At 59.1% G+C, this 21,854-nt stretch carries 18 protein-coding genes and 1 riboswitch; of the genes, 7 read left to right on the top strand and 11 right to left on the bottom strand.

The genetic code is table 11. The annotated features are described in order from the left end of the window. Window positions 1-128: 128 nt before the first annotated feature. The gene (parC, locus tag CSK29544_RS08150; RefSeq protein WP_004385619.1) at window positions 129-2,399 is read right to left on the bottom strand and encodes a DNA topoisomerase IV subunit A; all 2,271 of its coding nucleotides are present in this window, start codon (window positions 2,397-2,399) and stop codon (window positions 129-131) included. A 199-nt stretch (window positions 2,400-2,598) separates the two neighbouring features. Here parC and CSK29544_RS08145 point away from each other — a divergent pair, with 199 nt between their 5' ends. Both CSK29544_RS08145 and CSK29544_RS08140 read left to right on the top strand, forming a co-directional pair. Continuing rightward, window positions 2,599-3,180, top strand: a complete 582-nt coding sequence (locus CSK29544_RS08145) for an NAD(P)H-dependent oxidoreductase (protein WP_029039023.1) — start codon at window positions 2,599-2,601, stop codon at window positions 3,178-3,180. A 31-nt stretch (window positions 3,181-3,211) separates the two neighbouring features. Continuing rightward, window positions 3,212-3,526: a putative quinol monooxygenase gene (locus tag CSK29544_RS08140; RefSeq protein ID WP_004385617.1), complete on the top strand. Its 315-nt coding sequence runs from the start codon at window positions 3,212-3,214 to the stop codon at window positions 3,524-3,526. Window positions 3,527-3,589: 63 nt separating this feature from the next. On the opposite strand, the gene katG is transcribed toward CSK29544_RS08140, so the two are convergent. From katG to nudF, 6 genes are all read right to left on the bottom strand, one after another. After that, entirely contained in the window at window positions 3,590-5,770 is a 2,181-nt protein-coding gene (katG, locus tag CSK29544_RS08135; protein ID WP_007895231.1) for a catalase/peroxidase HPI, read from the bottom strand. A gap of 323 nt (window positions 5,771-6,093) precedes the next feature. Continuing rightward, a complete protein-coding gene (parE, locus tag CSK29544_RS08130) occupies window positions 6,094-7,986 on the bottom strand; it encodes a DNA topoisomerase IV subunit B (RefSeq protein ID WP_004385615.1) in 1,893 nt (630 codons plus the stop codon). A 42-nt stretch (window positions 7,987-8,028) separates the two neighbouring features. Continuing rightward, the gene (gene yqiA / locus CSK29544_RS08125; protein WP_004385614.1) at window positions 8,029-8,604 is read right to left on the bottom strand and encodes an esterase YqiA; all 576 of its coding nucleotides are present in this window, start codon (window positions 8,602-8,604) and stop codon (window positions 8,029-8,031) included. After that, on the bottom strand, window positions 8,604-9,431 hold the full coding sequence (cpdA, locus tag CSK29544_RS08120; RefSeq protein WP_004385613.1) for a 3',5'-cyclic-AMP phosphodiesterase: 828 nt from the start codon (window positions 9,429-9,431) through the stop codon (window positions 8,604-8,606). Before cpdA ends, yqiA begins: the two co-directional genes overlap by 1 nt. Window positions 9,432-9,455: 24 nt before the next feature. Next, the gene (locus tag CSK29544_RS08115) at window positions 9,456-9,878 is read right to left on the bottom strand and encodes a DUF1249 family protein (RefSeq protein ID WP_004385612.1); all 423 of its coding nucleotides are present in this window, start codon (window positions 9,876-9,878) and stop codon (window positions 9,456-9,458) included. A gap of 2 nt (window positions 9,879-9,880) precedes the next feature. Next, window positions 9,881-10,513 carry an ADP-ribose diphosphatase gene (gene nudF / locus CSK29544_RS08110; RefSeq protein WP_004385611.1) on the bottom strand — a complete coding sequence of 211 codons (633 nt, stop codon included), beginning with the start codon at window positions 10,511-10,513 and terminating at the stop codon, window positions 9,881-9,883. A gap of 213 nt (window positions 10,514-10,726) precedes the next feature. On the opposite strand from nudF, the gene tolC reads away from it, so the two are divergent. The 3 genes from tolC (at window position 10,727) to CSK29544_RS08095 (ending at window position 14,182) form a co-directional block, all read left to right on the top strand. Further along, the gene (gene tolC / locus CSK29544_RS08105; RefSeq protein ID WP_007895224.1) at window positions 10,727-12,214 is read left to right on the top strand and encodes an outer membrane channel protein TolC; all 1,488 of its coding nucleotides are present in this window, start codon (window positions 10,727-10,729) and stop codon (window positions 12,212-12,214) included. Between the two features lie 150 nt (window positions 12,215-12,364). Next, complete coding sequence (locus tag CSK29544_RS08100) at window positions 12,365-13,018, top strand: DUF1190 family protein (RefSeq protein WP_007895221.1); 654 nt, start codon at window positions 12,365-12,367, stop codon at window positions 13,016-13,018. A 3-nt stretch (window positions 13,019-13,021) separates the two neighbouring features. Beyond that, window positions 13,022-14,182 carry a glutathionylspermidine synthase family protein gene (locus tag CSK29544_RS08095; RefSeq protein ID WP_029039022.1) on the top strand — a complete coding sequence of 387 codons (1,161 nt, stop codon included), beginning with the start codon at window positions 13,022-13,024 and terminating at the stop codon, window positions 14,180-14,182. A gap of 27 nt (window positions 14,183-14,209) precedes the next feature. On the opposite strand, the gene ygiD is transcribed toward CSK29544_RS08095, so the two are convergent. Next, window positions 14,210-15,001, bottom strand: coding sequence for a 4,5-DOPA-extradiol-dioxygenase (gene ygiD, locus CSK29544_RS08090; RefSeq protein ID WP_029039021.1), 792 nt, complete (start codon window positions 14,999-15,001; stop codon window positions 14,210-14,212). 191 nt (window positions 15,002-15,192) lie between these two features. Between ygiD and zupT the strand changes: the two genes are divergently transcribed. Next, window positions 15,193-15,969: a zinc transporter ZupT gene (gene zupT, locus CSK29544_RS08085; protein WP_007895215.1), complete on the top strand. Its 777-nt coding sequence runs from the start codon at window positions 15,193-15,195 to the stop codon at window positions 15,967-15,969. 64 nt (window positions 15,970-16,033) lie between these two features. Here zupT and ribB read toward each other — a convergent pair whose 3' ends face one another. Further along, a complete protein-coding gene (gene ribB / locus CSK29544_RS08080) occupies window positions 16,034-16,687 on the bottom strand; it encodes a 3,4-dihydroxy-2-butanone-4-phosphate synthase (protein WP_029039019.1) in 654 nt (217 codons plus the stop codon). Window positions 16,688-16,794: 107 nt separating this feature from the next. Beyond that, window positions 16,795-16,978, bottom strand: a riboswitch (FMN riboswitch). 123 nt (window positions 16,979-17,101) lie between these two features. Between ribB and ubiK the strand changes: the two genes are divergently transcribed. Next, the gene (gene ubiK / locus CSK29544_RS08075) at window positions 17,102-17,467 is read left to right on the top strand and encodes a ubiquinone biosynthesis accessory factor UbiK (protein ID WP_007895210.1); all 366 of its coding nucleotides are present in this window, start codon (window positions 17,102-17,104) and stop codon (window positions 17,465-17,467) included. Window positions 17,468-17,517: 50 nt separating this feature from the next. Here the strand turns inward: ubiK and hldE are convergent, their stop codons facing one another. Then, a complete protein-coding gene (gene hldE, locus CSK29544_RS08070; protein WP_004385601.1) occupies window positions 17,518-18,945 on the bottom strand; it encodes a bifunctional D-glycero-beta-D-manno-heptose-7-phosphate kinase/D-glycero-beta-D-manno-heptose 1-phosphate adenylyltransferase HldE in 1,428 nt (475 codons plus the stop codon). A gap of 67 nt (window positions 18,946-19,012) precedes the next feature. Further along, window positions 19,013-21,850 carry a bifunctional [glutamate--ammonia ligase]-adenylyl-L-tyrosine phosphorylase/[glutamate--ammonia-ligase] adenylyltransferase gene (gene glnE / locus CSK29544_RS08065; protein WP_029039018.1) on the bottom strand — a complete coding sequence of 946 codons (2,838 nt, stop codon included), beginning with the start codon at window positions 21,848-21,850 and terminating at the stop codon, window positions 19,013-19,015. Window positions 21,851-21,854: the final 4 nt, after the last annotated feature.

The raw sequence follows: 21,854 nt of genomic DNA, 5'->3' as shown, positions 1-21,854 counted from the left end.
TATTTTTATGCGTCACGCGCTAACAAACAATGGCGTGGGCGGGAAAATTACGCAAGCGAGGCCGCCGCGCTTCCTGCCAGTAATCACAGAAAGCGTGGCGGCGATGCGTTTGCCACTATTTCGGGGGGTTACGCCTCGCTGTCGTCAGCTTTCGGGCGCGACGGCGAATCCACTTCGACGCTGTCGATGCGTTGCAGGCCGCGCATCAGCGTGCCGCGACGACCGCGTTCGCCATGCACTTTTTGCAGCTCTTCCGGGCGCAGCTTGATTTTGCGCTTGCCGACATGCAGCGTCACGGTGCTCTGCGGCGGCAGGATGGTGAGATACGCCAGCTTATCGTCGCCCTTCGCCGCATCGGCGGAAGGAATGGAGATAATTTTGTTGCCCTTGCCTTTGGAAAGCTGCGGCAGATCCGCCACCGGGAACATCAGCATACGTCCTGCCGCCGTGATGGCGAGCAGCATGTCGTCGTCATGCTCAATTTCCAGCGGCTTCAGCACATGCGCGTTTTCCGGCAGCGTAATCAGCGCCTTACCGGCGCGGTTGCGCGCAATCAGATCGTTGAAGGTGCAGACAAAACCGTAACCAGCGTCGGACGCCATCAGGAGTTTTTGCTCCTCGCCGGTCATCAGCATATGTTCCACCACCGCGCCCGGCGGCAGCGTCAGTTTGCCGGTAATCGGCTCGCCCTGGCCGCGCGCCGACGGCAGCGATACCGGATCCAGCGCGTAACTGCGACCCGTGGAGTCGATAAACACCACCGGCTGGTTGCTCTTGCCTTTGACTGACGAGAGCCAGCCGTCGCCCGCTTTGTAGCTCAGGGCTTTGGCGTCGATATCATGACCTTTGGCGCTGCGCACCCAGCCCATCTGAGAAAGCACGATAGTCACCGGCTCGGACGGCAGCATGTCGTGCTCGCTCATCGCTTTCGCTTCTTCGCGCTCATGCAGCGGCGAACGGCGATCGTCGCCGTACGCGTCGGCATCCGCCTGGATCTCTTTTTTCAGCAGCGTATTCATTTTGCGCTCGGAGGCGAGAATGCCCTGGATCTGATCGCGCTCTTTCTCCAGATCGCTCTGCTCGCCGCGGATCTTCATCTCTTCCAGTTTGGCGAGATGGCGCAGTTTCAGTTCGAGAATCGCTTCCGCCTGCGTCTCGCTGATGCCGAAACGGCTCATCAGCACCGGCTTCGGCTCGTCTTCGCTGCGGATAATCTCAATCACTTCATCGATATTGAGAAACGCCACCAGCAAACCTTCAAGGATATGCAGGCGCTTGAGCACTTTCTCCAGACGATAGTTCAGACGACGGCGCACCGTATCGCGGCGGAACGCCAGCCATTCGGTGAGGATCTCCAGCAGGTTTTTCACCGCCGGACGGCCATCGAGACCAATCATGTTGAGGTTGATGCGGTAGCTTTTTTCCAGATCGGTAGTGGCGAACAGGTGATTCATCACCTGATCCATATCCACGCGGTTGGAGCGCGGCACAATAACCAGACGCGTCGGGTTTTCGTGATCCGATTCATCACGCAAATCGTCGACCATCGGCAGCTTTTTGGCGCGCATCTGGCTTGCGATCTGCTCCAGCACGCGGGCACCGGAGACCTGATGCGGCAGCGCGGAGATCACCACCGCGCCGTCTTCTTTCTTCCACACGGCGCGCATGCGCACCGAGCCGCGGCCGCTTTGATAGATTTTGCGGATTTCAGCGCGGGAAGTGATGATTTCCGCTTCGGTCGGGTAATCCGGCCCCTGCACGATATCCAGCAGCTCATCAAGCGTGGTTTTCGGGCTGTCGATAAGGCTCACGGCCGCTTTGGCGACTTCGCGCAGGTTGTGCGGCGGAATATCCGTCGCCATACCCACCGCGATGCCCGTGGTGCCGTTCAGCAGAATGTTCGGCAGGCGCGCCGGCAGCATTTTCGGCTCGTTCAGCGTCCCGTCGAAGTTCGGCACATAATCCACGGTGCCCTGGCCCAGCTCGCCCAGCAGCACTTCGGCGTATTTAGACAGGCGCGATTCGGTATAACGCATCGCCGCGAAGGATTTCGGATCGTCCGGCGCGCCCCAGTTCCCCTGCCCGTCCACCAGCGGGTAGCGGTACGAGAACGGCTGCGCCATCAGCACCATCGCTTCATAACAGGCGCTGTCGCCGTGCGGGTGATATTTACCCAGCACGTCGCCCACGGTACGGGCGGATTTTTTGAATTTGGCGCTGGCATTCAACCCCAGTTCCGACATGGCATAGACGATGCGGCGCTGAACAGGCTTAAGCCCGTCACCGATAAACGGCAGCGCGCGGTCCATGATGACGTACATGGAATAGTTGAGATAGGCGTTTTCAGTGAATTCATGCAGCGCCAGGCGCTCTGCACCATCATGAGTCAAATCACTCATTACTCGTTATTCCTCAGACAAGCCAGCCGTACACGGGGGAAACGGCAATATTGCCGCGATAGTACCTTATCTGCGACGCCGAGTCACAGCAGGGTTCATTATTGCTCATTTCGCAAATGTCTTTGCGCGTTTTGCCAATATTACCGTCTCGCCCGATGGGGTAAAATTAATGACAAACGCGATAATTAGAGGACAAATAATGAACAATGTACTTATCATTAACGGCGCGAAACAGTTCGCGCATTCCAGTGGCCAGCTTAACGACACCCTGACTGAGGTCGCGGAGAGCTACCTGCGCGACGTTGGACATGATGTTAAAGTCACCCGCGCAGACAGCGAGTATGACGTCAAAGAAGAGGTGCAGAATTACCTCTGGGCTGACGTCATTATTTACCAGATGCCGGGCTGGTGGATGGGCGCGCCCTGGACCGTGAAAAAGTATATCGACGATGTCTTTACCGAAGGCCACGGCTCGCTGTACGCCAGCGATGGCCGCACCCGCTCTGACGCCTCGAAAAAGTATGGCTCCGGCGGCCTGCTGCAGGGCAAAAAATATATGCTGTCGCTCACCTGGAACGCGCCGCTGGAAGCGTTCACCGAGAAAGATCAGTTCTTCCACGGCGTGGGCGTGGATGGCGTGTACCTGCCGTTCCACAAGGCGAATGAGTTTATTGGCCTGACCGCGCTGCCGACGTTTATCGCCAACGACGTGATTAAAATGCCGGACGTGCCGCGCTACATTGCAGAATATCGCGAGCATCTGGCGAAAATTTTTGCTTAACTGTCTGACGGTTTTACAAAAGGAGTTAACCATGCTGACAGTAATAGCAGAAATTCGTACCCGTCCTGGCGCGCATCACCGTCAGGCGGTGCTGGAAGAGTTCAAGAAGATCATTCCCGTTGTGCTCGCGGAAGCAGGCTGCCACGGCTACGCGCCGATGGTGGACAGCGCCACCGGCCTTGATTTTCAGACCAGCGCGCCGGATTCCATCGTGATGGTGGAACAGTGGGCGAGCGCAGAACACTTAAAAGCGCACCTGGAAACGCCGCATATGCTGGGCTTTCGTGACGCGGTGAAAGGCGATGTGCTGGACACCACCATTCGCATTCTGGAAAGCGGCGTCTGACGTTTAAATGCGAATAAAAAAGGCGATGAATATTCATCGCCTTTTTTGTTTATCGCATCACGCTTATTGAATATCGAAGCGGTCCAGGTTCATGACTTTGGTCCAGGCCGCGACGAAATCCTTCACGAACTTCTCGTGCGCGTCCTGGCTCGCATAGACCTCCGCGAAAGAACGCAGAATCGCGTTCGAGCCAAATACCAGATCCGCGCGGGTCGCCGTGTATTTCACTTCGCCGCTCTCGCGGTCGCGCCCTTCAAACACTTCAGCGGTCGCGTCAGTCGCTTTCCACTCGTAACGCATATCCAGCAGATTCACGAAGAAATCGGTGCTGAGCACGCCCACGCGGTCTGTGAACACGCCGTGCGCGCTGGCGTCGTAGTTCGCGCCAAGGGCACGCATCCCGCCCACCAGTACGGTCAGTTCCGGCGCGGTCAGCGTCAGCTGCTGCGCTTTATCGATAAGCAGCGACTCGGTCGGGGTGCTGCTGCGCACGCCGCGATAGTTACGGAAGCCGTCAGCTTTCGGTTTCAGGAATTCAAACAGTGCCACATCGGTCTGCTCCTGGCGTGCATCAACGCGGCCCGGCGCGAACGGCACGGTAATCTCAACGCCTGCGGCTTTCGCCGCCAGCTCAACGCCCACTACGCCCGCCAGCACGATGATGTCAGCGAGCGATGCTTTATTCGCGGTACGCTGGATAGCTTCAAGCGTCGCCAGCGCACGGGCGGCAGAGGCGTTTACTTCCCAGTCGCGCTGTGGGGCGAGCGCCAGACGCGCGCCGTTGGCACCGCCGCGTTTATCACCGCCGCGGAAGGTCGAAGCCGACGCCCAGGCGACGGAGACCAGTTCGCTTACCGATAAACCGGCGCTGGCAATCTCCGCTTTCAGGCTGTCGATATCTGCCTGCGTCGGCTGATAAATCGCCGCCGGTAACGGGTCCTGCCAGATCAGATCTTCTTTCGGCACTTCCGGGCCGATATAGCGCGCTTTCGGCCCCATATCGCGGTGCGTCAGCTTGTACCAGGCGCGGGCGAACGCTTCGTTGAATGCCTGCGGATCGTTAAGGAAACGGCGTGAGATCTTCTCGAACTCCGGGTCGAAACGCAGCGTCAGATCGGTCACCAGCATCGTCGGCTTACGTTTTTTCGACGGATCGAACGGGTCAGGAATGATCTCCGGCGCATCGACCGCTTCAAACTGGATGGCGCCTGCCGGGCTGCGGGTCTGCACCCATTCATATTTGAACAGATTCTCGAAGAAGTAGTTGCTCCACTGTGTTGGCGTCTGGGTCCAGGTCACTTCCAGGCCGGAAGTGATGGCATCCGCCCCCGCGCCGCTGCCAAAGCTGCTGTGCCAGCCGAGCCCCTGCGCTTCAATAGGCGCGGCTTCCGGATCGACGCCGACGTGATTCGCTGCTGCCGCACCGTGGGTTTTGCCGAGCGTATGGCCGCCTGCGATCAGCGCCACGGTCTCTTCATCGTTCATGCCCATGTTGCCGAAGGTCGCACGAATGGCGGGGGCGGCGGAAGCCGGGTCGCCGCTGTGGTTCGGCCCTTCCGGGTTAACATAGATAAGGCCCATTTCGGTCGCGCCGAGCGGCGCCTGCGCCAGCGATTCCGGGTGACGATGCTCAAGCCAGTTTTTCTCATCGCCCCAGTTCACGTCCATATCCGGCTCCCAGACGTCTTCACGCCCGGCACCGAAACCAAAGGTACGGAACCCGGAGTTTTCCAGCGCCACGTTACCGGCGAGGATAAACAGGTCGGCCCAGGAGATTTTCTGGCCATATTTCTGTTTCACTGGCCACAGCAGACGGCGCGCTTTATCAAGGCTCACGTTATCCGGCCAGGAGTTGAGCGGCGCAAAACGCTGCTGCCCGCGGCCCGCGCCGCCGCGCCCGTCAGCGGAGCGGTAGGTACCCGCGCTGTGCCACGCCATGCGGATGAAAAGCCCGGTATAGCTGCCCCAGTCGGCAGGCCACCACGGTTGGGAATCGGTTAACAGGGCTTTCAGATCGGCTTTCAGCGCCGCGTAATCCAGCTCGCTGAACGCTTTACGGTAGTTGAAATCTTCCCCCAAAGGGTTGGTGCGGTTTGAGTGCTGGGCCAGCAGCTCCACGCGCAGTTGATTCGGCCACCAGTCACGGCTGGACGTGCCACCGCCCGCGGTCTGGTTGCTGTTGCCCTGATGGAAAGGGCATTTCCCGGCAGATAACGTATTGTGTTGATCAGATGGCGTGCTCATGTCTCGCTCCGTTTTCCATTTTCAGGCTACGATAGCCCCGCTTTTTGATAAGTCCTACCTGAATTAATCTACGGATTCGATAGCCTGTGCCTTGCTAATGCGACGCATAATCGGTGCAGTGTTTTTCAGCCAAAAGCGTCAACAAGAGATGCAGGCGAATCGTGTCCTGTTGAGTACGACGGATGAAAGCTGGCGTGTTTGATCGGGATCGCAAACGAAGCGGTAAAACGCAATCCGCCATAAAAGTAAGGAGTTACATCAGGGAAACAGCAGCGGCGCCAAAAGGCGCCGCTGAAAGGAGTGTTGTTACAAAACGGGCGTTATCAGACTTCGATATCTGCCATATCGCCTTTCTCCTGAAGCCAGTTACGTCTGTCTTCAGAGCGTTTTTTGGCGAGCAGCATATCCATCACCGCCAGCGTGCGCGCGTCGTCGTCATCGCTGATGGTGAGCTGCACCAGGCGGCGGGTATTCGGGTCGAGCGTCGTTTCGCGCAGCTGCATCGGGTTCATCTCGCCGAGACCTTTAAAGCGCTGGACGTTCGGCTTGCCCTTTTTACGCTTGAGCTGTTCCAGCACGCCCGCTTTTTCTTCTTCGTCCAGCGCGTAGTAAACCTCTTTACCGAGATCGATACGATAAAGCGGCGGCATGGCGACGTAGACATGGCCGCCTTTCACCAGCGCGCGGAAGTGTTTCACAAACAGGGCACACAGCAGCGTGGCGATGTGCAGACCGTCAGAGTCCGCATCCGCGAGGATACAGATCTTGCCGTAACGCAGCTGGCTGAGATCGTCGCTATCCGGATCGATGCCGATCGCAACAGAGATATCATGCACCTCCTGCGAGGCCAGCACTTCATCCGACGACACTTCCCAGGTGTTCAGGATCTTACCCTTAAGCGGCATGATCGCCTGGTATTCGCGATCGCGCGCCTGTTTGGCGGAGCCGCCTGCGGAATCCCCTTCCACTAGGAAGAGTTCCGTGCGGTTGAGATCCTGTGCGGTGCAATCGGCAAGCTTGCCGGGCAGCGCCGGGCCGCTGGTGAGCTTTTTACGCACCACTTTTTTGGCGGCGCGCAGTCGGCGCTGGGCGCTGGCGATGGCGAGCTCGGCGAGCTGTTCCGCCGCCTGGACGTTCTGGTTCAGCCACAGGCTGAAGGCGTCTTTCACCACGCCCGAGACAAACGCCGCGCACTGACGCGAGGAGAGACGCTCTTTGGTCTGGCCGGCGAATTGCGGGTCCTGCATTTTCACCGACAGAACATAAGCGCAGCGCTCCCAGATATCTTCCGCCGAGAGCTTCACGCCGCGCGGCAGGATATTACGGTATTCGCAAAACTCACGCATGGCGTCCAGCAGGCCCTGGCGCAGGCCGTTGACGTGGGTGCCGCCCTGCATGGTCGGGATCAGGTTGACGTAGCTTTCGGTCAGCAGCTCGCCGCCTTCCGGCAGCCATAACAGCGCCCAGTCTACGGCTTCCGTCTCGCCGGAGAAGTTACCGATAAACGGTTTTTCCGGCAGCGTAATCAGCCCGTTTACCGCCTCGGAGAGATAGTCGTTAAGACCATCCTGATAGCACCAGCGCTGTTCAGTGTTATTCACCTGATCTTTAAAGTTGATTTCAACGCCCGGGCAGAGCACCGCTTTCGCTTTCAGCAGGTGCGTCAGGCGGGAGACGGAAAAACGCGGGCTGTCGAAGAATTTCTCATCCGGCCAGAAGTGGACGCTGGTGCCCGTCTGGCGTTTCGGGCAGGTGCCGACCACGCTCAGCTCTTTGACCTTTTCGCCGTTTTCAAAGGCGATGTTGTAGATCTGCCCGTCGCGTTTCACGTTCACTTCGACACGTTTTGACAGGGCGTTAACGACCGAGATCCCAACACCGTGCAGGCCGCCGGAGAACTGGTAGTTTTTGTTCGAGAATTTACCGCCCGCGTGCAGGCGGCAGAGGATCAGCTCCACGGCGGGAACGCCCTCTTCCGGGTGAATATCCACCGGCATGCCGCGCCCGTCGTCGATAACTTCCAGCGACTGGTCGGCGTGAAGGATCACGTCGACGCGTCTGGCATGCCCCGCCAGCGCTTCATCGACGCTGTTATCAATAACTTCCTGGCCCAGATGGTTGGGACGGGAGGTGTCGGTATACATCCCCGGACGGCGGCGCACCGGCTCAAGCCCGGTGAGCACCTCAATGGCATCGGCATTATAGGATTGGGTCATGATTTTATCGTCAGGTCACAAAACGGGATCGTTGCCTTAGCGTTAACGCAGGCTAAGGAAATCGACAATCTGCGTGAAATAATCTTCAAAGCCTGCAAAAGCGTGGTTGCCGCCGGTTTCCACCGTCTGACGGCACGGCGCGTAGTACGCCACCGCCTGGCGGTAATCCAGCACCTCGTCGCCTGTCTGCTGTAACAGCCAGATAAGATCCGGAGCTTCGAGCGGCTCTATTTGCATCACTTTCAGATCGTAAATATGGCGAGACTCTAGCACATATTGCTGCCCGGTGTAGGGGTTCTCGTTCGCGCCGAGAAAATCGGTCAGCAGCTCAAAGGGGCGTACCGCCGGGTTCACCACTACTGCGGGCAGCATAAAACATTGCGAAAGCCAGGTCGCGTAATAACCGCCAAGCGAGGAGCCCACGACGCCGAGCGGCTCGCCGCCGTGCTCAAGCACTAACGACTCCAGCAGCTCCGCGGCATCAGACGGATACGGCGGCAGTTGCGGAACAACCATATTAATTTCTGGATGCTGCTGTGCCAGCCAGCGTTGCAGGCTGGTGGCCTTCGCCGAGCGAGGAGAACTGTTAAAACCGTGGAGGTAAAGGAGCGTAGACATCAGTATCCTTCTGATGCGGTATCAGGGCGGAACTGCGCGCCTTCGAGGCGGCACACTTCCGTAGTGAGCGAGCCGTCAGGGTGCAGATTCAGCCAGCGCCAGCCGGGTGCGACCGTATCAAGCGTAAAGCCCGCGCAGTGAGGTTTGAACTGAACGCAGGTAGACGGCGTCGCCATCAGGCGGCGGCCGTTCCAGTCGAGATCCAGCTCCTGATGAATATGTCCGCAAAGCAGATGCTTCACTTGCGGGTAATGGTTCAGCACATCGTCAAGCGCCTGGGCGTTGCGCAGGCTGTGTTGATCGAGCCAGCCGCAGCCGGACGGCAGCGGGTGATGGTGCAGAAGCAGCAGCGTATGGCGCTCCGGCGCCGCCTGAAGCATGCGCTCAAGCCACTCGAGCTGGTAGTCGCTCAGCTCGCCGTGCGGCACGCCGAAGACCTGGCTGTCGAGCAGCAGCACCTGCCAGTTATCTCCTGCGAACACGCGCTTGGCGGGCGAAATGCCGGCGTCCTGCAGCGTGCTGTACATCGCGGGCTGGAAATCGTGGTTGCCCGGCAGCCAGACGCAGGGTGCGGGCAAAGAGGCGATACCTGTTGCAAAGTGTTCATAAGCCTCAGGCGTATGATCCTGCGCCAGGTCGCCTGTCGCGACAATCAGATCGCACTCGCGCTGTTCGGCGTGAAGCTCTGCCAGCACCGCCTGGTAGCTCTCCCAGGTGTTGACGCCGAGCAGGGTATCGTTCTTTCCGGCAAACAGGTGAGTATCGGTAATTTGTAGAATCCTGACGCTGGCCCCACCAGCAACAGGAAGATTTAACAGGCTTTCCAAATGGTGTCCTTAGGTTTCACGACGCTAACAAACCGGAACCGCCATTGCTCCATGCGCTAAACAGTAGCGTAGCCAGTCGGCAAGAAACTGGTTAATTTGATGTTTTTCGTCGCGCTGATGCAACTTTTTATTTGGGTAATCATAACGCGCTTTGAAGCGAAAGATCTGCTGGCTTGAACACACTTCCGCGACCATGGCGTCATGGTAAAGCCTTACGCTCATTGACGGCAAACTCCAGTAGCTCACTTTCGGCGCGGTTTGCTCTATCTGTACAAGCGTGGTGTACCGGGTTGATTCGAGGATAGTTAAACGGTATTGCGCGCCCGCCACCTGATAACTTACGGCTTCGCCCGGCGCGTCATTACGCGGCAACAGGCGGCGCAGCTGCGCGAAATTGGTCTCGCACAGGCGCATCATTTCTGGAAAATCAGGTGTATAACGCTTCATATTCAGGTGTTCCACTCGTTTCTCAATGCTTGATAATGTAATTGCAGCCATTGCAATGCGATGACGGAGGCTGCGTTGTCGATTCTCCCCTCTTCTACCCACTGGTATGCCTGTTCCCGGCTTACCACATGAACCCGAATATCTTCGTTTTCATCAGCCAGACCGTGTATGCCTTGCGCGGTCGTGGCGTCCACTTCGCCAACCATTAATGACAGGCGCTCACTGGTGCCGCCAGGGCTTGCCAGATAGCTCATGAATTTTTTTACTCGCCCGACGGAAAGACCCGCCTCTTCCATCGCCTCGCGGCGCGCGACCTCTTCCACCGTTTCGCCAGGCTCAATCATACCGGCGACCAGTTCCAGCAGCCACGGGGTGTCGCTGGTATCGAAAGCGGCGATACGAATCTGCTCGATCAGTACCACCTCATCACGCACAGGGTCAAAGGGTAGCAGGACTGCGGCATGGCCGCGCTCAAAAATTTCGCGCCGCACTTCCCCGCTCATTTCGCCATTGAAAAGGCGGTGGCGAAAGCGGTAAAGATCGAGCGAAAAAAAGCCGCGATATAACTTTTCCCGTGCAATAATTTCTACATCGTTTTTGGTGAAAGTAACGGGGCGTGGGGTTGATTTGCTCATGATGGTTTCCGGTTCGAGATGGTGCCGAATCTGGGCATTTCAAGCCAGTTTACCTGCCGTTTCATTGCCCATGTGATAGATTGTGGAAATTTAGCGGCAGAAGGCACGTTACGCCAAGCCTCACGGCGGGTTGACTCTGGTAGAATCGGCGATCAATTTTTCGGCTTCTGACAGCGCTAATAAATTCTTTATGCTTCACAACAAGGAATGCAAATGAAGAAACTGCTCCCCATCCTTATCGGCCTGAGCCTGACGGGCTTCAGCGCTATGAGCCAGGCAGAAAACCTGTTGCAGGTTTACCAGCAGGCACGTTTAAGTAACCCGGACCTGCGCAGCTCCGCTGCTGACCGCGACGCCGCATTCGAAAAAATTAACGAAGCCCGCAGTCCTTTACTTCCGCAGCTCGGCTTGGGTGCAGATTACACCTATAACAGCGGTTTTCGCGATAACGACGGCGTAGACAGCACTGCCAAGAGCGCGTCGCTGCAATTAACGCAGACCATTTTCGATATGTCCAAATGGCGCGCCCTGACCCTGCAGGAAAAAACCGCAGGCATTCAGGATGTGACCTACCAGACCGATCAGCAGACGCTGATGCTGAACACCGCGACAGCTTATTTCCAGGTGCTGAGCGCGATTGACGCGCTCTCCTACACCGAAGCGCAGAAACAGGCGATCTACCGCCAGCTCGATCAAACCACCCAGCGTTTTAACGTGGGCCTGGTGGCGATTACCGACGTGCAGAACGCCCGCGCGCAGTACGATAACGTGCTGGCGAACGAAGTGACCGCACGTAACAACCTCGACAACGCGCTGGAACAGCTGCGTCAGGTGACCGGCAACTACTACCCGCAGCTCGCGTCGCTGAACGTCGATAATTTCAAAACCACCAAACCGGCCGCCGTTAACGCGCTGCTGAAAGAGGCAGAACAGCGTAACCTGACGCTGCTGCAGGCGCGTCTGAGCCAGGATCTGGCGCGTGAGCAGATCCGCTACGCTGAAACCGGCCATATGCCGACGCTCGGCTTAACGGCGTCCAGCAGCGTGTCGGACACCGACTACAGCGGCAGCAAAACCAGCGGCGCGGCGGCAAGCCGTTACGCTGACAGCAAAATCGGCCAGAACTCCATCGGCCTGAGCTTCAACCTGCCGCTCTACAGCGGCGGCTCGGTGACATCACAAGTTAAACAAGCGCAGTACAGCTTCGTGGGTGCCAGCGAAAAACTGGAAAGCGCGCACCGCAACGTCGTGCAGACCGTGCGTTCGTCTTATAACAACGTTAACGCCTCCATCAGCAGCATCAAAGCCTATGAGCAGGCGGTCGTTTCCGCGCAAAGCTCACTGGATGCGATGGAAGCCGGTTACTCGGTCGGTACGCGTACCATCGTCGATGTGCTGGACGCCACCACCACGCTGTACAACGCCAAACAGCAGCTCTCCAGCGCGCGCTATAACTACCTGATCAACCAGCTCAATATTAAATCTGCGCTGGGTACGCTTAACGAGCAGGATCTGGTCGCGCTGAATAACTCGCTGGGCAAACCGGTCTCTACCGCGCCTGAAAGCGTCGCCCCGGAAAACCCGGAGCAGGACGCCGCCGTGAATAACATGGCGAACGGCGGCGGCAATGCGCCTGCCATGCAGCCTGCCGCGGCCACCCGTAGCAGCAACAGCAACAGCGGCAACCCGTTCCGTCAGTAATCGCTGTGGCGGGAGGCGCAACGGCCTCCCGCCTGAACGTAAGTCAACGTAAAGATCCCCGCCCCCTCCGGCCTCCCGCTTTAATTTCAACCACTCATCCACTATCCTGAGCACCATAACTGTGCAATACCACTGGGTCAGGATGCAGGCATGAAACGGACAAAACAGATTAACCGCGCGATGTTTCGCAAAAGCTGGAACGCGCGTCATTTAACGCCGGTGGCCTTCGCGGTCACCGCAGCATTCATGCTGGCGGGTTGCGAAAAGAGCGATGAAACCGTCCAGCTTTATCAAAACGCAGACGACTGCTCGGCGGCCAACCCCGGCAAAAGCGCTGAATGCACCACCGCGTATAACAACGCCCTGAAAGAGGCGGAACGCACCGCGCCGAAATACGCCACGCGTGAAGACTGCGTGGCGGAATTTGGCGAAGATCAGTGCAAACAAGTCAATAACACCAATACCAGCCAGGCCACGCAGCAGACCGGCAGCATGTGGATGCCGCTGATGGCGGGTTACATGATGGGCCGTCTGATGGGCGGCGGCATGGGATTCGCCCAACAACCGCTGTTCAGCTCGCGCAACCCGGCAAGCCCGGCTTACGGTAAATATACCGACGCCAGCGGCCGCAACTACGGTGCCGCGCAGCCGGGCCGTACCATGACCGTACCGAAATCGGCGATGACACCGAAACCGGCGACCACGTCAACCATCACCCGCGGTGGTTTTGGTGATTCCGTCGCGAAACAGGCCACGATGCAGCGCAGCGCGGCGGGTTCTTCTTCTCGTTCAATGGGCGGCTGACACATGGAAAGAATCGCTATCAGCGAGCGCCCGGACTGGCGCGAAAAGGCCACGGAGTACGGTTTTAACTTTCACACCATGTACGGCGAGCCATACTGGTGTGAGGACGCGTACTATCGCCTGACGCTGGCGCAGGTCGAAAAGCTCGAAGAGGTGACGGCCGAGCTGCACCAGATGTGCTTACAGGTGGTGGAGAAAGTGGTCGCGAGCGACGCGCTGATGACCAAATTCCGCATTCCGAAGCACACATGGGAATTTGTGCGCCAGTCCTGGCGCAGCGGCCAGCCGTCACTTTATTCGCGTCTCGATCTCGCCTGGGACGGACACGGCGAGCCAAAGCTTCTCGAAAATAACGCCGATACGCCGACCTCTTTATATGAAGCGGCATTCTTTCAGTGGATCTGGCTCGAAGATCAGTTGCGCGCCGGGAATCTCCCGCAGGGCAGCGATCAGTTCAACAGCCTCCAGGAGAAGATCATCGAGCGTTTCGGTGAGCTAAAAGCGCAGTACGGCTTTAACCGCCTGCATCTCGCCTGCTGTCGCGATACGGTGGAAGATCGCGGTACGGTGCAGTATTTACAGGATTGCGCCAGCGAAGCCGGGATCGAGAACGATTTTCTGTTTATCGAAGATATCGGTCTTGGCGAGAAGGGGCAGTTTACCGATCTCCAGGATCAGGTCATCAGCAACCTGTTTAAGCTCTATCCGTGGGAGTACATGCTGCGCGAAACCTTCTCCACTAAGCTTGAGGACGCGGGCGTGCGCTGGCTGGAGCCGGCGTGGAAAAGCATTATCTCCAACAAAGCGCTGCTGCCGCTGCTGTGGGAACTCTACCCAAATCACCCTAACCTGCTGCCGGCGTACTTCAGCGAAGATAACCCGCCGCCGATGGAGAAATATGTGGTGAAGCCCATTTTCTCCCGCGAAGGCGCTAACGTGTCGATTATCGAAAACGGCCAGACTATCGCGCAGGTGGAAGGCCCGTATGGCGAAGAAGGCACCATCGTGCAGCAGTTCCATCCGCTGCCGAAATTCGGTGACAGCTACACGCTTATCGGCAGCTGGCTTATCAACGATCAGCCCGCCGGGATCGGTATTCGTGAAGACAGAGCGCTGATCACCCAGGATCTCTCCCGCTTCTATCCGCACATGTTTGTGGAATAACCGAAATGGCGCCCCAGGGCGCCATGGTTAACCCACCTGCACCGATAACATACTCAACGACGCCATTTCCAGCCCATCGACCGGAATGCTGATGTTTTCGCTGCCGTCCCACGCGCCGAGCGTGTACAGCAGTGGCAGGAAATGCTCCGCCGTCGGGTTCGACAGGCTGCCGCCGGGGTGATCCAGATAGTTGACCAGCGGGTGTGCCGCCGCCTCGCCGCGCCACGTCAGATTCTCTTTAACAAAGTTATTGAACGACTCCGCCCACGCATACGGTTCGCCTTCGCCATGCCAGCGCGCGGTACGCAGGTTATGGACGACGTTGCCGCTCGCCACCAGCATAACGCCTTCGTCACGTAATGCCGCAAGGCGCTGGCCCATCTGATAGTGCCAGACCGGGGGTTTGGTGCTGTCTATACTCAACTGCACCAGCGGAATATCGGCCTGCGGATACATTTTTATCAGTACGCCCCAGGCACCGTGGTCAAAGCCCCAGGCTTCTTTATCAAGCGTGACTGGCAGCGGCGCCAGGAGATCGACCACGCGCTGTGCCAGCGTGGGCGAGCCGGGCGCAGGGTAGTGTGTATCGTACAGCGCCTGCGGGAAACCGCCGAAATCGTGAATGGTTTGCGGCTGCTCCATCGCGGTGACACCGGTGCCGCGCGTAAACCAGTGTGCCGAGACCATCACAATGGCTTTCGGACGCGGCAGCGTTTCGCCAAGCGTGCGCCAGGCGCGGGTATAACGGTTATCTTCCAGCACGTTCATCGGGCTGCCGTGGCCCAGAAACAGTGCGGGCATGCGAGTGGAAGCAGTCATTTTTATATCCTGAAACGGTAAAATCAATAACGCTACCTTACGCTTATCGCACACAGAAAGAACGGAGATAACCGTGATGAAGACCGTCAGAAAATTTGAATGTAAGTAATCTGTAAAAGCCACGGACGGGCCTCGACTTTTCCGTTCCGCCCGATAAATTAATGATAATTATTATCAAAAAGGAGTGTTCGATGTCAGTGCCTCTGATCCTGACCTTACTGGCGGGTGGCGCCACGTTTATCGGCGCGCTGCTCGGTGTGCTGGGGCAGAAGCCCTCCAACCGGCTGCTGGCCTTCTCGCTGGGCTTTGCCGCAGGCATTATGCTGCTGATTTCGCTAATGGAAATGTTGCCCGCCGCGCTCGGCGAAGACGGCATGTCACCGGTGCTGGGGTATGGCATGTTTATCGTCGGCCTGCTCGGCTATTTCGCGCTCGACCGCATATTGCCGCACGCGCACCCGCAGGATCTTATCGACTCGCCCCCTGCCCATGCGTCGCGCAATCTGCGCCGCACCGCGCTTCTGCTGACGCTTGGCATCAGCCTGCATAACTTCCCGGAAGGTATCGCCACCTATGTGACGGCCAGCACCAACCTGGAGCTGGGCTTCGGGATTGCGCTCGCGGTCGCCTTACACAACATCCCGGAAGGGCTGGCGGTGGCGGGCCCGGTTTACGCGGCCACCGGCTCGCGCCGTAAAGCGGTTATCTGGGCGGGCCTCTCCGGGATGGCCGAAATTCTGGGCGGCGTGCTGGCGTGGCTTATTCTCGGCACCATGGTGTCGCCGGTGGTCATGGCGGCGATTATGGCGGCAGTCGCCGGGATCATGGTGGCGCTGTCGGTGGATGAGCTGATGCCGCTTGCCAAAGAGATCGATCCGCATAACAACCCAAGCTACGGTGTGCTGTGCGGCATGTCAGTGATGGGATTAAGCCTGACGCTGCTGCAAACGAGCGGCCTTAGCGGCTAATAAAAAAGCCCGGTCTGACCGGGCTTTCAGAAGCATTCAGGCCCGGCGCTCGCCGGGCTTTTTGTCAGCTCGCTTTGCGCTCCTGCGCCTGGCGATAGCTCACTAAATCTTCAATGGTCACGACCGGCATATTGTGTTCGCGGGCAAACGCGATGCACTCCGGCGCGCGCGCCATGGTGCCGTCGTCGTTAGTCAGTTCACACAGCACGCCTGCCGGTTTAAAGCCCGCCAGCGAGACTAAATCGATAGTCGCTTCGGTGTGGCCACCGCGGGTCAGTACGCCGCCCGGCTGCGCGCGCAGCGGGAAAACGTGGCCAGGACGGTGCAGATCGGACGGTTTCGCGTCGTCGGCAATCGCCGCGCGAATGGTCGTGATGCGGTCGGCGGCGGAAACGCCGGTGGTCACGCCGTGCGCCGCTTCGATAGTCACGGTGAAGCCGGTGCCGAACGCGCTGGTGTTGTTTTCCACCATCATCGGCAGGTCGAGCTGTTTACGGCGTTCTTCGGTCAGGCACAGGCAGACGATGCCGCTGCCGTGACGGATGGTCAGCGCCATCTGTTCAACAGTCATGGTTTCGGCGGCGAAAATCATGTCGCCTTCGTTTTCACGGTTCTCGTCATCAAGCACCATCACACCGCGCCCTTCGCGCAGTGCGGCGATCGCGTTTTCCACGCGTTCAAAAGCGGCGCCAAAAGCAGAAAGAAGCGTCTGATTCATGGTAAAGAAACCTCATTAATTATATGGATTACCAGAATCAGGGCGGTCTTAGGAGTGCCGGCAAGCGGCAAGCAAAATAACGTGAGTGGGCGCAAGCCCAGGCAGATCGTTACCCTCTCCCATCCGGACTTTAACCGTCGGCCCCGGAATTACACCGGATCTGCTGACCTTCAGAAACAACCTGAAGCGCTCGCGGGCTTTCAGTTTATCTTGCGTCTTCGCTTTCGCGCTGGAGCAGAACAAGCCTGATTTACCGCCGGTGGGGAATTTCACCCCGCCCTGAGAATAAGCGGGATAACTATAACGCCATTGATAATCGTCGGCAATGCATGAGATTCAAACATTTCCGGTTTATACCCTTCCGATCAGCGATTACAATTACTCTTCAGACCATACCAGATCAGGGAAACCGCTATGATTGACCCGAAGAAAATTGAACAGATCGCCCGTCAGGTCCATGAATCGATGCCAAAAGGGATCCGTGAGATCGGGGAAGATGTTGAGAAGAAAATCCGCCAGGTACTGCAGGCCCAGCTGTCTCGCCTGGATCTGGTGAGCCGTGAGGAGTTTGACGTACAGACGCAGGTACTGCTGCGCACTCGCGAGAAACTGACGGCGCTGGAGCAGCGTCTGACCGCGCTGGAATCGCGTGGTGCTGCGGCCTCCGCACCGGCTGACGCCTCAGCGACCACGACCGCAGGCAGCGCCAGCGCGCCCGTGACCGCCGTGACGCCGCCGCCTGCCATCCCGCCGGTCGATAGCCTCGATAAACAGGACTGACAGAAACGACAACGCCCCCTGCCAGGCAAGGGGCGTTCGTGCAACGCGCGTTAGCTGTTCTTCTGGATCTTCTTGATGATATTAGTGGTCGAGCAGCCATCTTCGAAGTTCAGCACCATGACGTCCCCGCCATTCGCCCACACCTCTTTGCTGCCCGCGATATCTTCAGGCTTATAGTCGCCGCCTTTAACCAGCAGATCCGGCAGGATTTCGCTAATCAGCCGCTGCGGCGTATCTTCTTCAAACGGCACCACCCAGTCTACCGCTTCCAGCGCGGCCAGCACGATCATACGCTGCTCCTGCGGGTTTACCGGGCGCGTATCGCCTTTCAGGCGTCGGGTGGAGGCATCGCTGTTGACCGCCACAATCAGGCGATCGCCAAGCTTACGGGCGTTGGCCAGATACGAGACGTGGCCTGCGTGGAGGATGTCGAACACGCCGTTGGTCATCACCACTTTCTCGCCGCGCTTGCGTGCGGCCAGTACGGCTTCTTTCAGCGCCGCCTCGCTCATCACGCCAAAGCCGGTTTCCGCGCGTCCGCGCACCGCGTTTTCCAGTTCGACCGGCGACACGGTTGATGTACCGAGTTTGCCGACGACCACACCCGCCGCCGCGTTGGCGAAGAAGCAGGCTTCTTCCAGCGAATTGCCGGAGGCCAGCGTCGCCGCCAGCACGCCAATCACGGTGTCGCCCGCGCCGGTCACGTCATAGACTTCCTGCGCCTGCGTCGGCAGGTGGAACGGCGCTTTGCCCGGTTGCAGCAGCGTCATACCCTGCTCTGAGCGGGTCACCAGCAGCGCGCTGAGATCGAAATCGGCGATGATTTTCATGCCGCGCTCGACAATGTCCTGCTCGGTTTTACACTTGCCTGCCACTGCTTCAAACTCAGACAGGTTCGGCGTCAGCAATGTCGCGCCGCGATAACGCTCGAAATCGGTGCCTTTCGGATCGATAAGCACCGGAACGCCTGCTTTACGCGCCAGCTGGATCATCTGCTGAACGCTTGCGAGCGCGCCTTTGGCGTAGTCAGAAAGCACCAGCGCGCCGATCTGCCCCAGCGCCTGGTTAATGCGCTCGTGCAGCGGCTCGGGATCCACGCCATCGAAGCCCTCTTCAAAATCCAGGCGGATCAGCTGCTGATTGCGGGACAGCACGCGCAGCTTGGTGATGGTCGGATGCGTCGGCACTGACACAAAATCACATTTCACGTTCACCTGTGCCAGAGACTGGCTGAGCGCGCGCGCCGCGTCGTCAATACCCGTCAGGCCGACCAGGCGCGAGCTGGCGCCCAGAGACGCGATGTTCATCGCCACGTTCGCCGCGCCGCCCGGGCGCTCTTCGATGGTTTCCACTTTGACGACCGGCACCGGCGCTTCTGGTGAAATGCGGCTCGTCGGGCCATACCAGTAGCGGTCCAGCATCACATCACCCACTACCATGACGCCTGCGCGTTCAAAATCGGGCAGCGTTACTTTCATTCCTGACTCTCCTGAGAGACACCAAAATTTGCGCGCGATGATAGCACAGTTACGCGCAATCGCACGGTTACGCCGGGGCCAGCCAGCGCCGCCAGCTCTCGCGCACCTGTTCGCGCTCAGGCCCGAACGCCGTCTGCGCCACATGACCTGGCTGTTCCTGTAGCGCCAGATGGTGCAGTTCATCGCGCAGCGTAACATAGGCGTGCGTCAGCGCTTTCGCCTCGTCCTCGCGCATAATGTCATTCTGCGCCAGCAGCTCCAGAATACGCACGTTATCGGACCAGCGCGTCAGCTTCGGCTGCTCCGGCGCGTAGCGCAGCACCAGATACTGCGTAATAAATTCGATATCCGTAATGCCGCCTTCATCGGCTTTGATATCAAACCGGTCGCGGTGTTTGTTACCCAGATGCGCACGCATTTTCTCGCGCATTTCGCGCACGTCCGTTTGCAGCTTGTCGCCATCGCGCGGGGTGGCGAGGACGTCGCGGCGAATCGCGTCAAACTGCGCCTGCAGCGGCCTGTCGCCGTACACAACACGCGCGCGCACCAGCGCCTGATGCTCCCACGTCCAGGCCTCGTTTTTCTGGTAATCGGCGAACGCTTCCGCGGTGGTCACCAGCATGCCTGCCGCGCCGGACGGGCGCAGCCTGGCGTCCACTTCATAGAGAATGCCGGACGACGTGCGGGTGCTGAAGAGATGCATAATGCGTTGCGCCAGGCGCAGATAGAACTGGCGGCCATCGATTTCGCGCTCGCCGTCGGTCATGACATCCGCCGGGCAGTCATGCAGGAAGACTAAATCGAGATCGGAGCTGTAGCCGAGCTCCCAGCCGCCGAGCTTGCCATAGCCCACCACCGCGAAACCGCGCCCGTCGCGACCGCGCAGATGCGTCGGCTGGCCGTAGCGCGCCACCATATGGCCCCACGCCTGCTGCACTACAGCGTCAATAATCGCCTCGGCAAGCCAGGTTAAGTGATCGCTCACTTTCATTACCGGCAGCGTACCGGCGATATCCGCCGCCGCCACGCGCAGCAGTTGCGCCTGTTTAAACTGGCGCAGCGCCTCAAGCTGTTGTTCTTCGTCGTCATCCGGCACGCGCAGCAGATACTGGCGCAGCTCGTCGCGATAGGCGTCCATCGCCGTCGGCTGATAGAGCGTATTCGGGTCGAGCAGTTCATCAAGCAGTAGCGGGTAGCGCGCCAGCTGGCTTGCGACCATCGGCGAGGCGGCGCACAGGCGAATTAAGTGCTTCAGCGCGCCAGGATATTCGCTTAGCAGCTCAAGATACGTGGTACGGGTGACAATGCCGGTGAGCAGCGGTGTCACGCGGGAGAGCGCCAGCGCCGCGTCGTCCGGGCTTGCACAGACGGCGTTCAGCAAAGGCGGCATCAAATTATCAAGCACCTGACGACCGCGCGGGCCGATGGTGCGCTTTTCGGTCTCTTTACGAAAATCCGCGAGCGTCGCGAGGAACCGCATCCGGCTTTCCGCGCCCAGCTCGCTCAGCACCGGCGTGTCGTCGTCGGCATCAAGCGCGTCATGCCACAGCTCGCGCCAGCCTTCGTTCAGCGCCTCTTCGCCCGTGCCCGGCTCTTCATCGCCGATAAGCTCGTTAAACACGCGCCGCACGCCCGCCATATGGCGCTCCAGCCGCGCGCTGAGCGCGTCCCAGTTCTCTTCGTCCATTGCCCAGGCCAGACGCGCGCGGTTCAGCACGTCGCCCGGCAGCGTCTGGGTTTGCTCATCGTTGATGCTTTGCAGCAGGTTTTCGAGACGCCGCAGGAAGAGATAGGCCTCGCGCAGGCAGGTAGCGTCATCCGGCGAGAGCAGATGCAGTTGCTCAATCGCCTCAAGCGTCGGCAGCAGCGAGCGCTGCTGTAACGACGGCTCGCGCCCGCCGCGAATCAACTGGAACACCTGAACGATAAACTCGGTTTCGCGGATACCGCCCGCGCCGAGCTTGATGTTATCGGTCAGCCCCCGTCGGCGCACTTCGCGGGCAATCATGCCCTTCATGTTGCGCAGCGACTGGATCACGCTGAAATCGATATAGCGGCGGAAGATAAACGGCCGCAGCATGGCGCGCATTTCCTGGCTCCAGGCGTCGTCGTTATCGCCCATGATGCGCGCTTTGACCATCGCGTAGCGCTCCCAGTCGCGCCCCTGCTCCTGGTAGTAATCCTCAAGTGCCGCGAAGCTCAGCACCAGCGGGCCGCTGTCGCCAAATGGCCGCAGGCGCATATCCACGCGGTAGACAAAACCGTCCTGCGTGGGCTGGTCAAGCGCTTTGATAAGCCGCTGGCCGAGGCGCGTGAAAAACTGCGCGTTATCGAGTTCACGCCGTCCGCCCTGGGTGGAGCCGCCTTCCGGCCAGGCGAAGATAAGATCGATATCCGAAGAAAAGTTGAGTTCGCCGCCGCCAAGTTTTCCCATACCAAGGATCATCAGCGGCTGCGGGACGCCCTGCGCGTTGCACGGCGTGCCCCATTCGCGACAGCAGGCGGCGTAGAGCCAGTCGCGCGCGGCGACGATAAGGGTTTCCGCAAGCTGGCTAAGCTGCGTGAGCGTTTCCTGCGTGGTGGCCTGCTTAAGCGTCTGCGACCAGGCGATGCGCGTCATCATCCGGCGGCGGAACTGGCGCAGCGCGCGCATCAGCGCCGCCTCGTCGTTCACCTCCGCAAGCGCGGTCTGAAGCCAGGCGGGATAGTGACGCCATTCGTCAGGCGCGGGCGGCGCGGCTTCCAGCTCGCTCAGCCATTCCGGGTGCGCACTGAGCGCCTCGCGGACAAAATCGCTGAAGGTGAGCACCGCGCGCGCGTCATCGCTGAGCGCGGCGGCATCAAACGGCAGCCGCTCCACCACGGCTTGCCACTGCTGTTGCAAAGGGAGGGAGAGCGGCCTCATGCGG

Source organism: Cronobacter sakazakii (genome assembly GCF_000982825.1).
GTDB classification, from domain to species: domain Bacteria; phylum Pseudomonadota; class Gammaproteobacteria; order Enterobacterales; family Enterobacteriaceae; genus Cronobacter; species Cronobacter sakazakii.
The sequence above is the reverse complement of the archived record's forward strand: the minus strand, read 5'-3'. Positions and strand labels throughout refer to the sequence as shown.

Coding starts and splice junctions, on each gene's coding strand:
- parC (WP_004385619.1), bottom strand. CDS start 2,399: ATGAGTGATTTGACTCATGATGGTGCAGAGCGCCTGGCGCTGCATGAA.
- CSK29544_RS08145 (WP_029039023.1), top strand. CDS start 2,599: ATGAACAATGTACTTATCATTAACGGCGCGAAACAGTTCGCGCATTCC.
- CSK29544_RS08140 (WP_004385617.1), top strand. CDS start 3,212: ATGCTGACAGTAATAGCAGAAATTCGTACCCGTCCTGGCGCGCATCAC.
- katG (WP_007895231.1), bottom strand. CDS start 5,770: ATGAGCACGCCATCTGATCAACACAATACGTTATCTGCCGGGAAATGC.
- parE (WP_004385615.1), bottom strand. CDS start 7,986: ATGACCCAATCCTATAATGCCGATGCCATTGAGGTGCTCACCGGGCTT.
- yqiA (WP_004385614.1), bottom strand. CDS start 8,604: ATGTCTACGCTCCTTTACCTCCACGGTTTTAACAGTTCTCCTCGCTCG.
- CSK29544_RS08115 (WP_004385612.1), bottom strand. CDS start 9,878: ATGAAGCGTTATACACCTGATTTTCCAGAAATGATGCGCCTGTGCGAG.
- nudF (WP_004385611.1), bottom strand. CDS start 10,513: ATGAGCAAATCAACCCCACGCCCCGTTACTTTCACCAAAAACGATGTA.
- tolC (WP_007895224.1), top strand. CDS start 10,727: ATGAAGAAACTGCTCCCCATCCTTATCGGCCTGAGCCTGACGGGCTTC.
- CSK29544_RS08100 (WP_007895221.1), top strand. CDS start 12,365: ATGAAACGGACAAAACAGATTAACCGCGCGATGTTTCGCAAAAGCTGG.
- CSK29544_RS08095 (WP_029039022.1), top strand. CDS start 13,022: ATGGAAAGAATCGCTATCAGCGAGCGCCCGGACTGGCGCGAAAAGGCC.
- ygiD (WP_029039021.1), bottom strand. CDS start 15,001: ATGACTGCTTCCACTCGCATGCCCGCACTGTTTCTGGGCCACGGCAGC.
- zupT (WP_007895215.1), top strand. CDS start 15,193: ATGTCAGTGCCTCTGATCCTGACCTTACTGGCGGGTGGCGCCACGTTT.
- ribB (WP_029039019.1), bottom strand. CDS start 16,687: ATGAATCAGACGCTTCTTTCTGCTTTTGGCGCCGCTTTTGAACGCGTG.
- ubiK (WP_007895210.1), top strand. CDS start 17,102: ATGATTGACCCGAAGAAAATTGAACAGATCGCCCGTCAGGTCCATGAA.
- hldE (WP_004385601.1), bottom strand. CDS start 18,945: ATGAAAGTAACGCTGCCCGATTTTGAACGCGCAGGCGTCATGGTAGTG.
- glnE (WP_029039018.1), bottom strand. CDS start 21,850: ATGAGGCCGCTCTCCCTCCCTTTGCAACAGCAGTGGCAAGCCGTGGTG.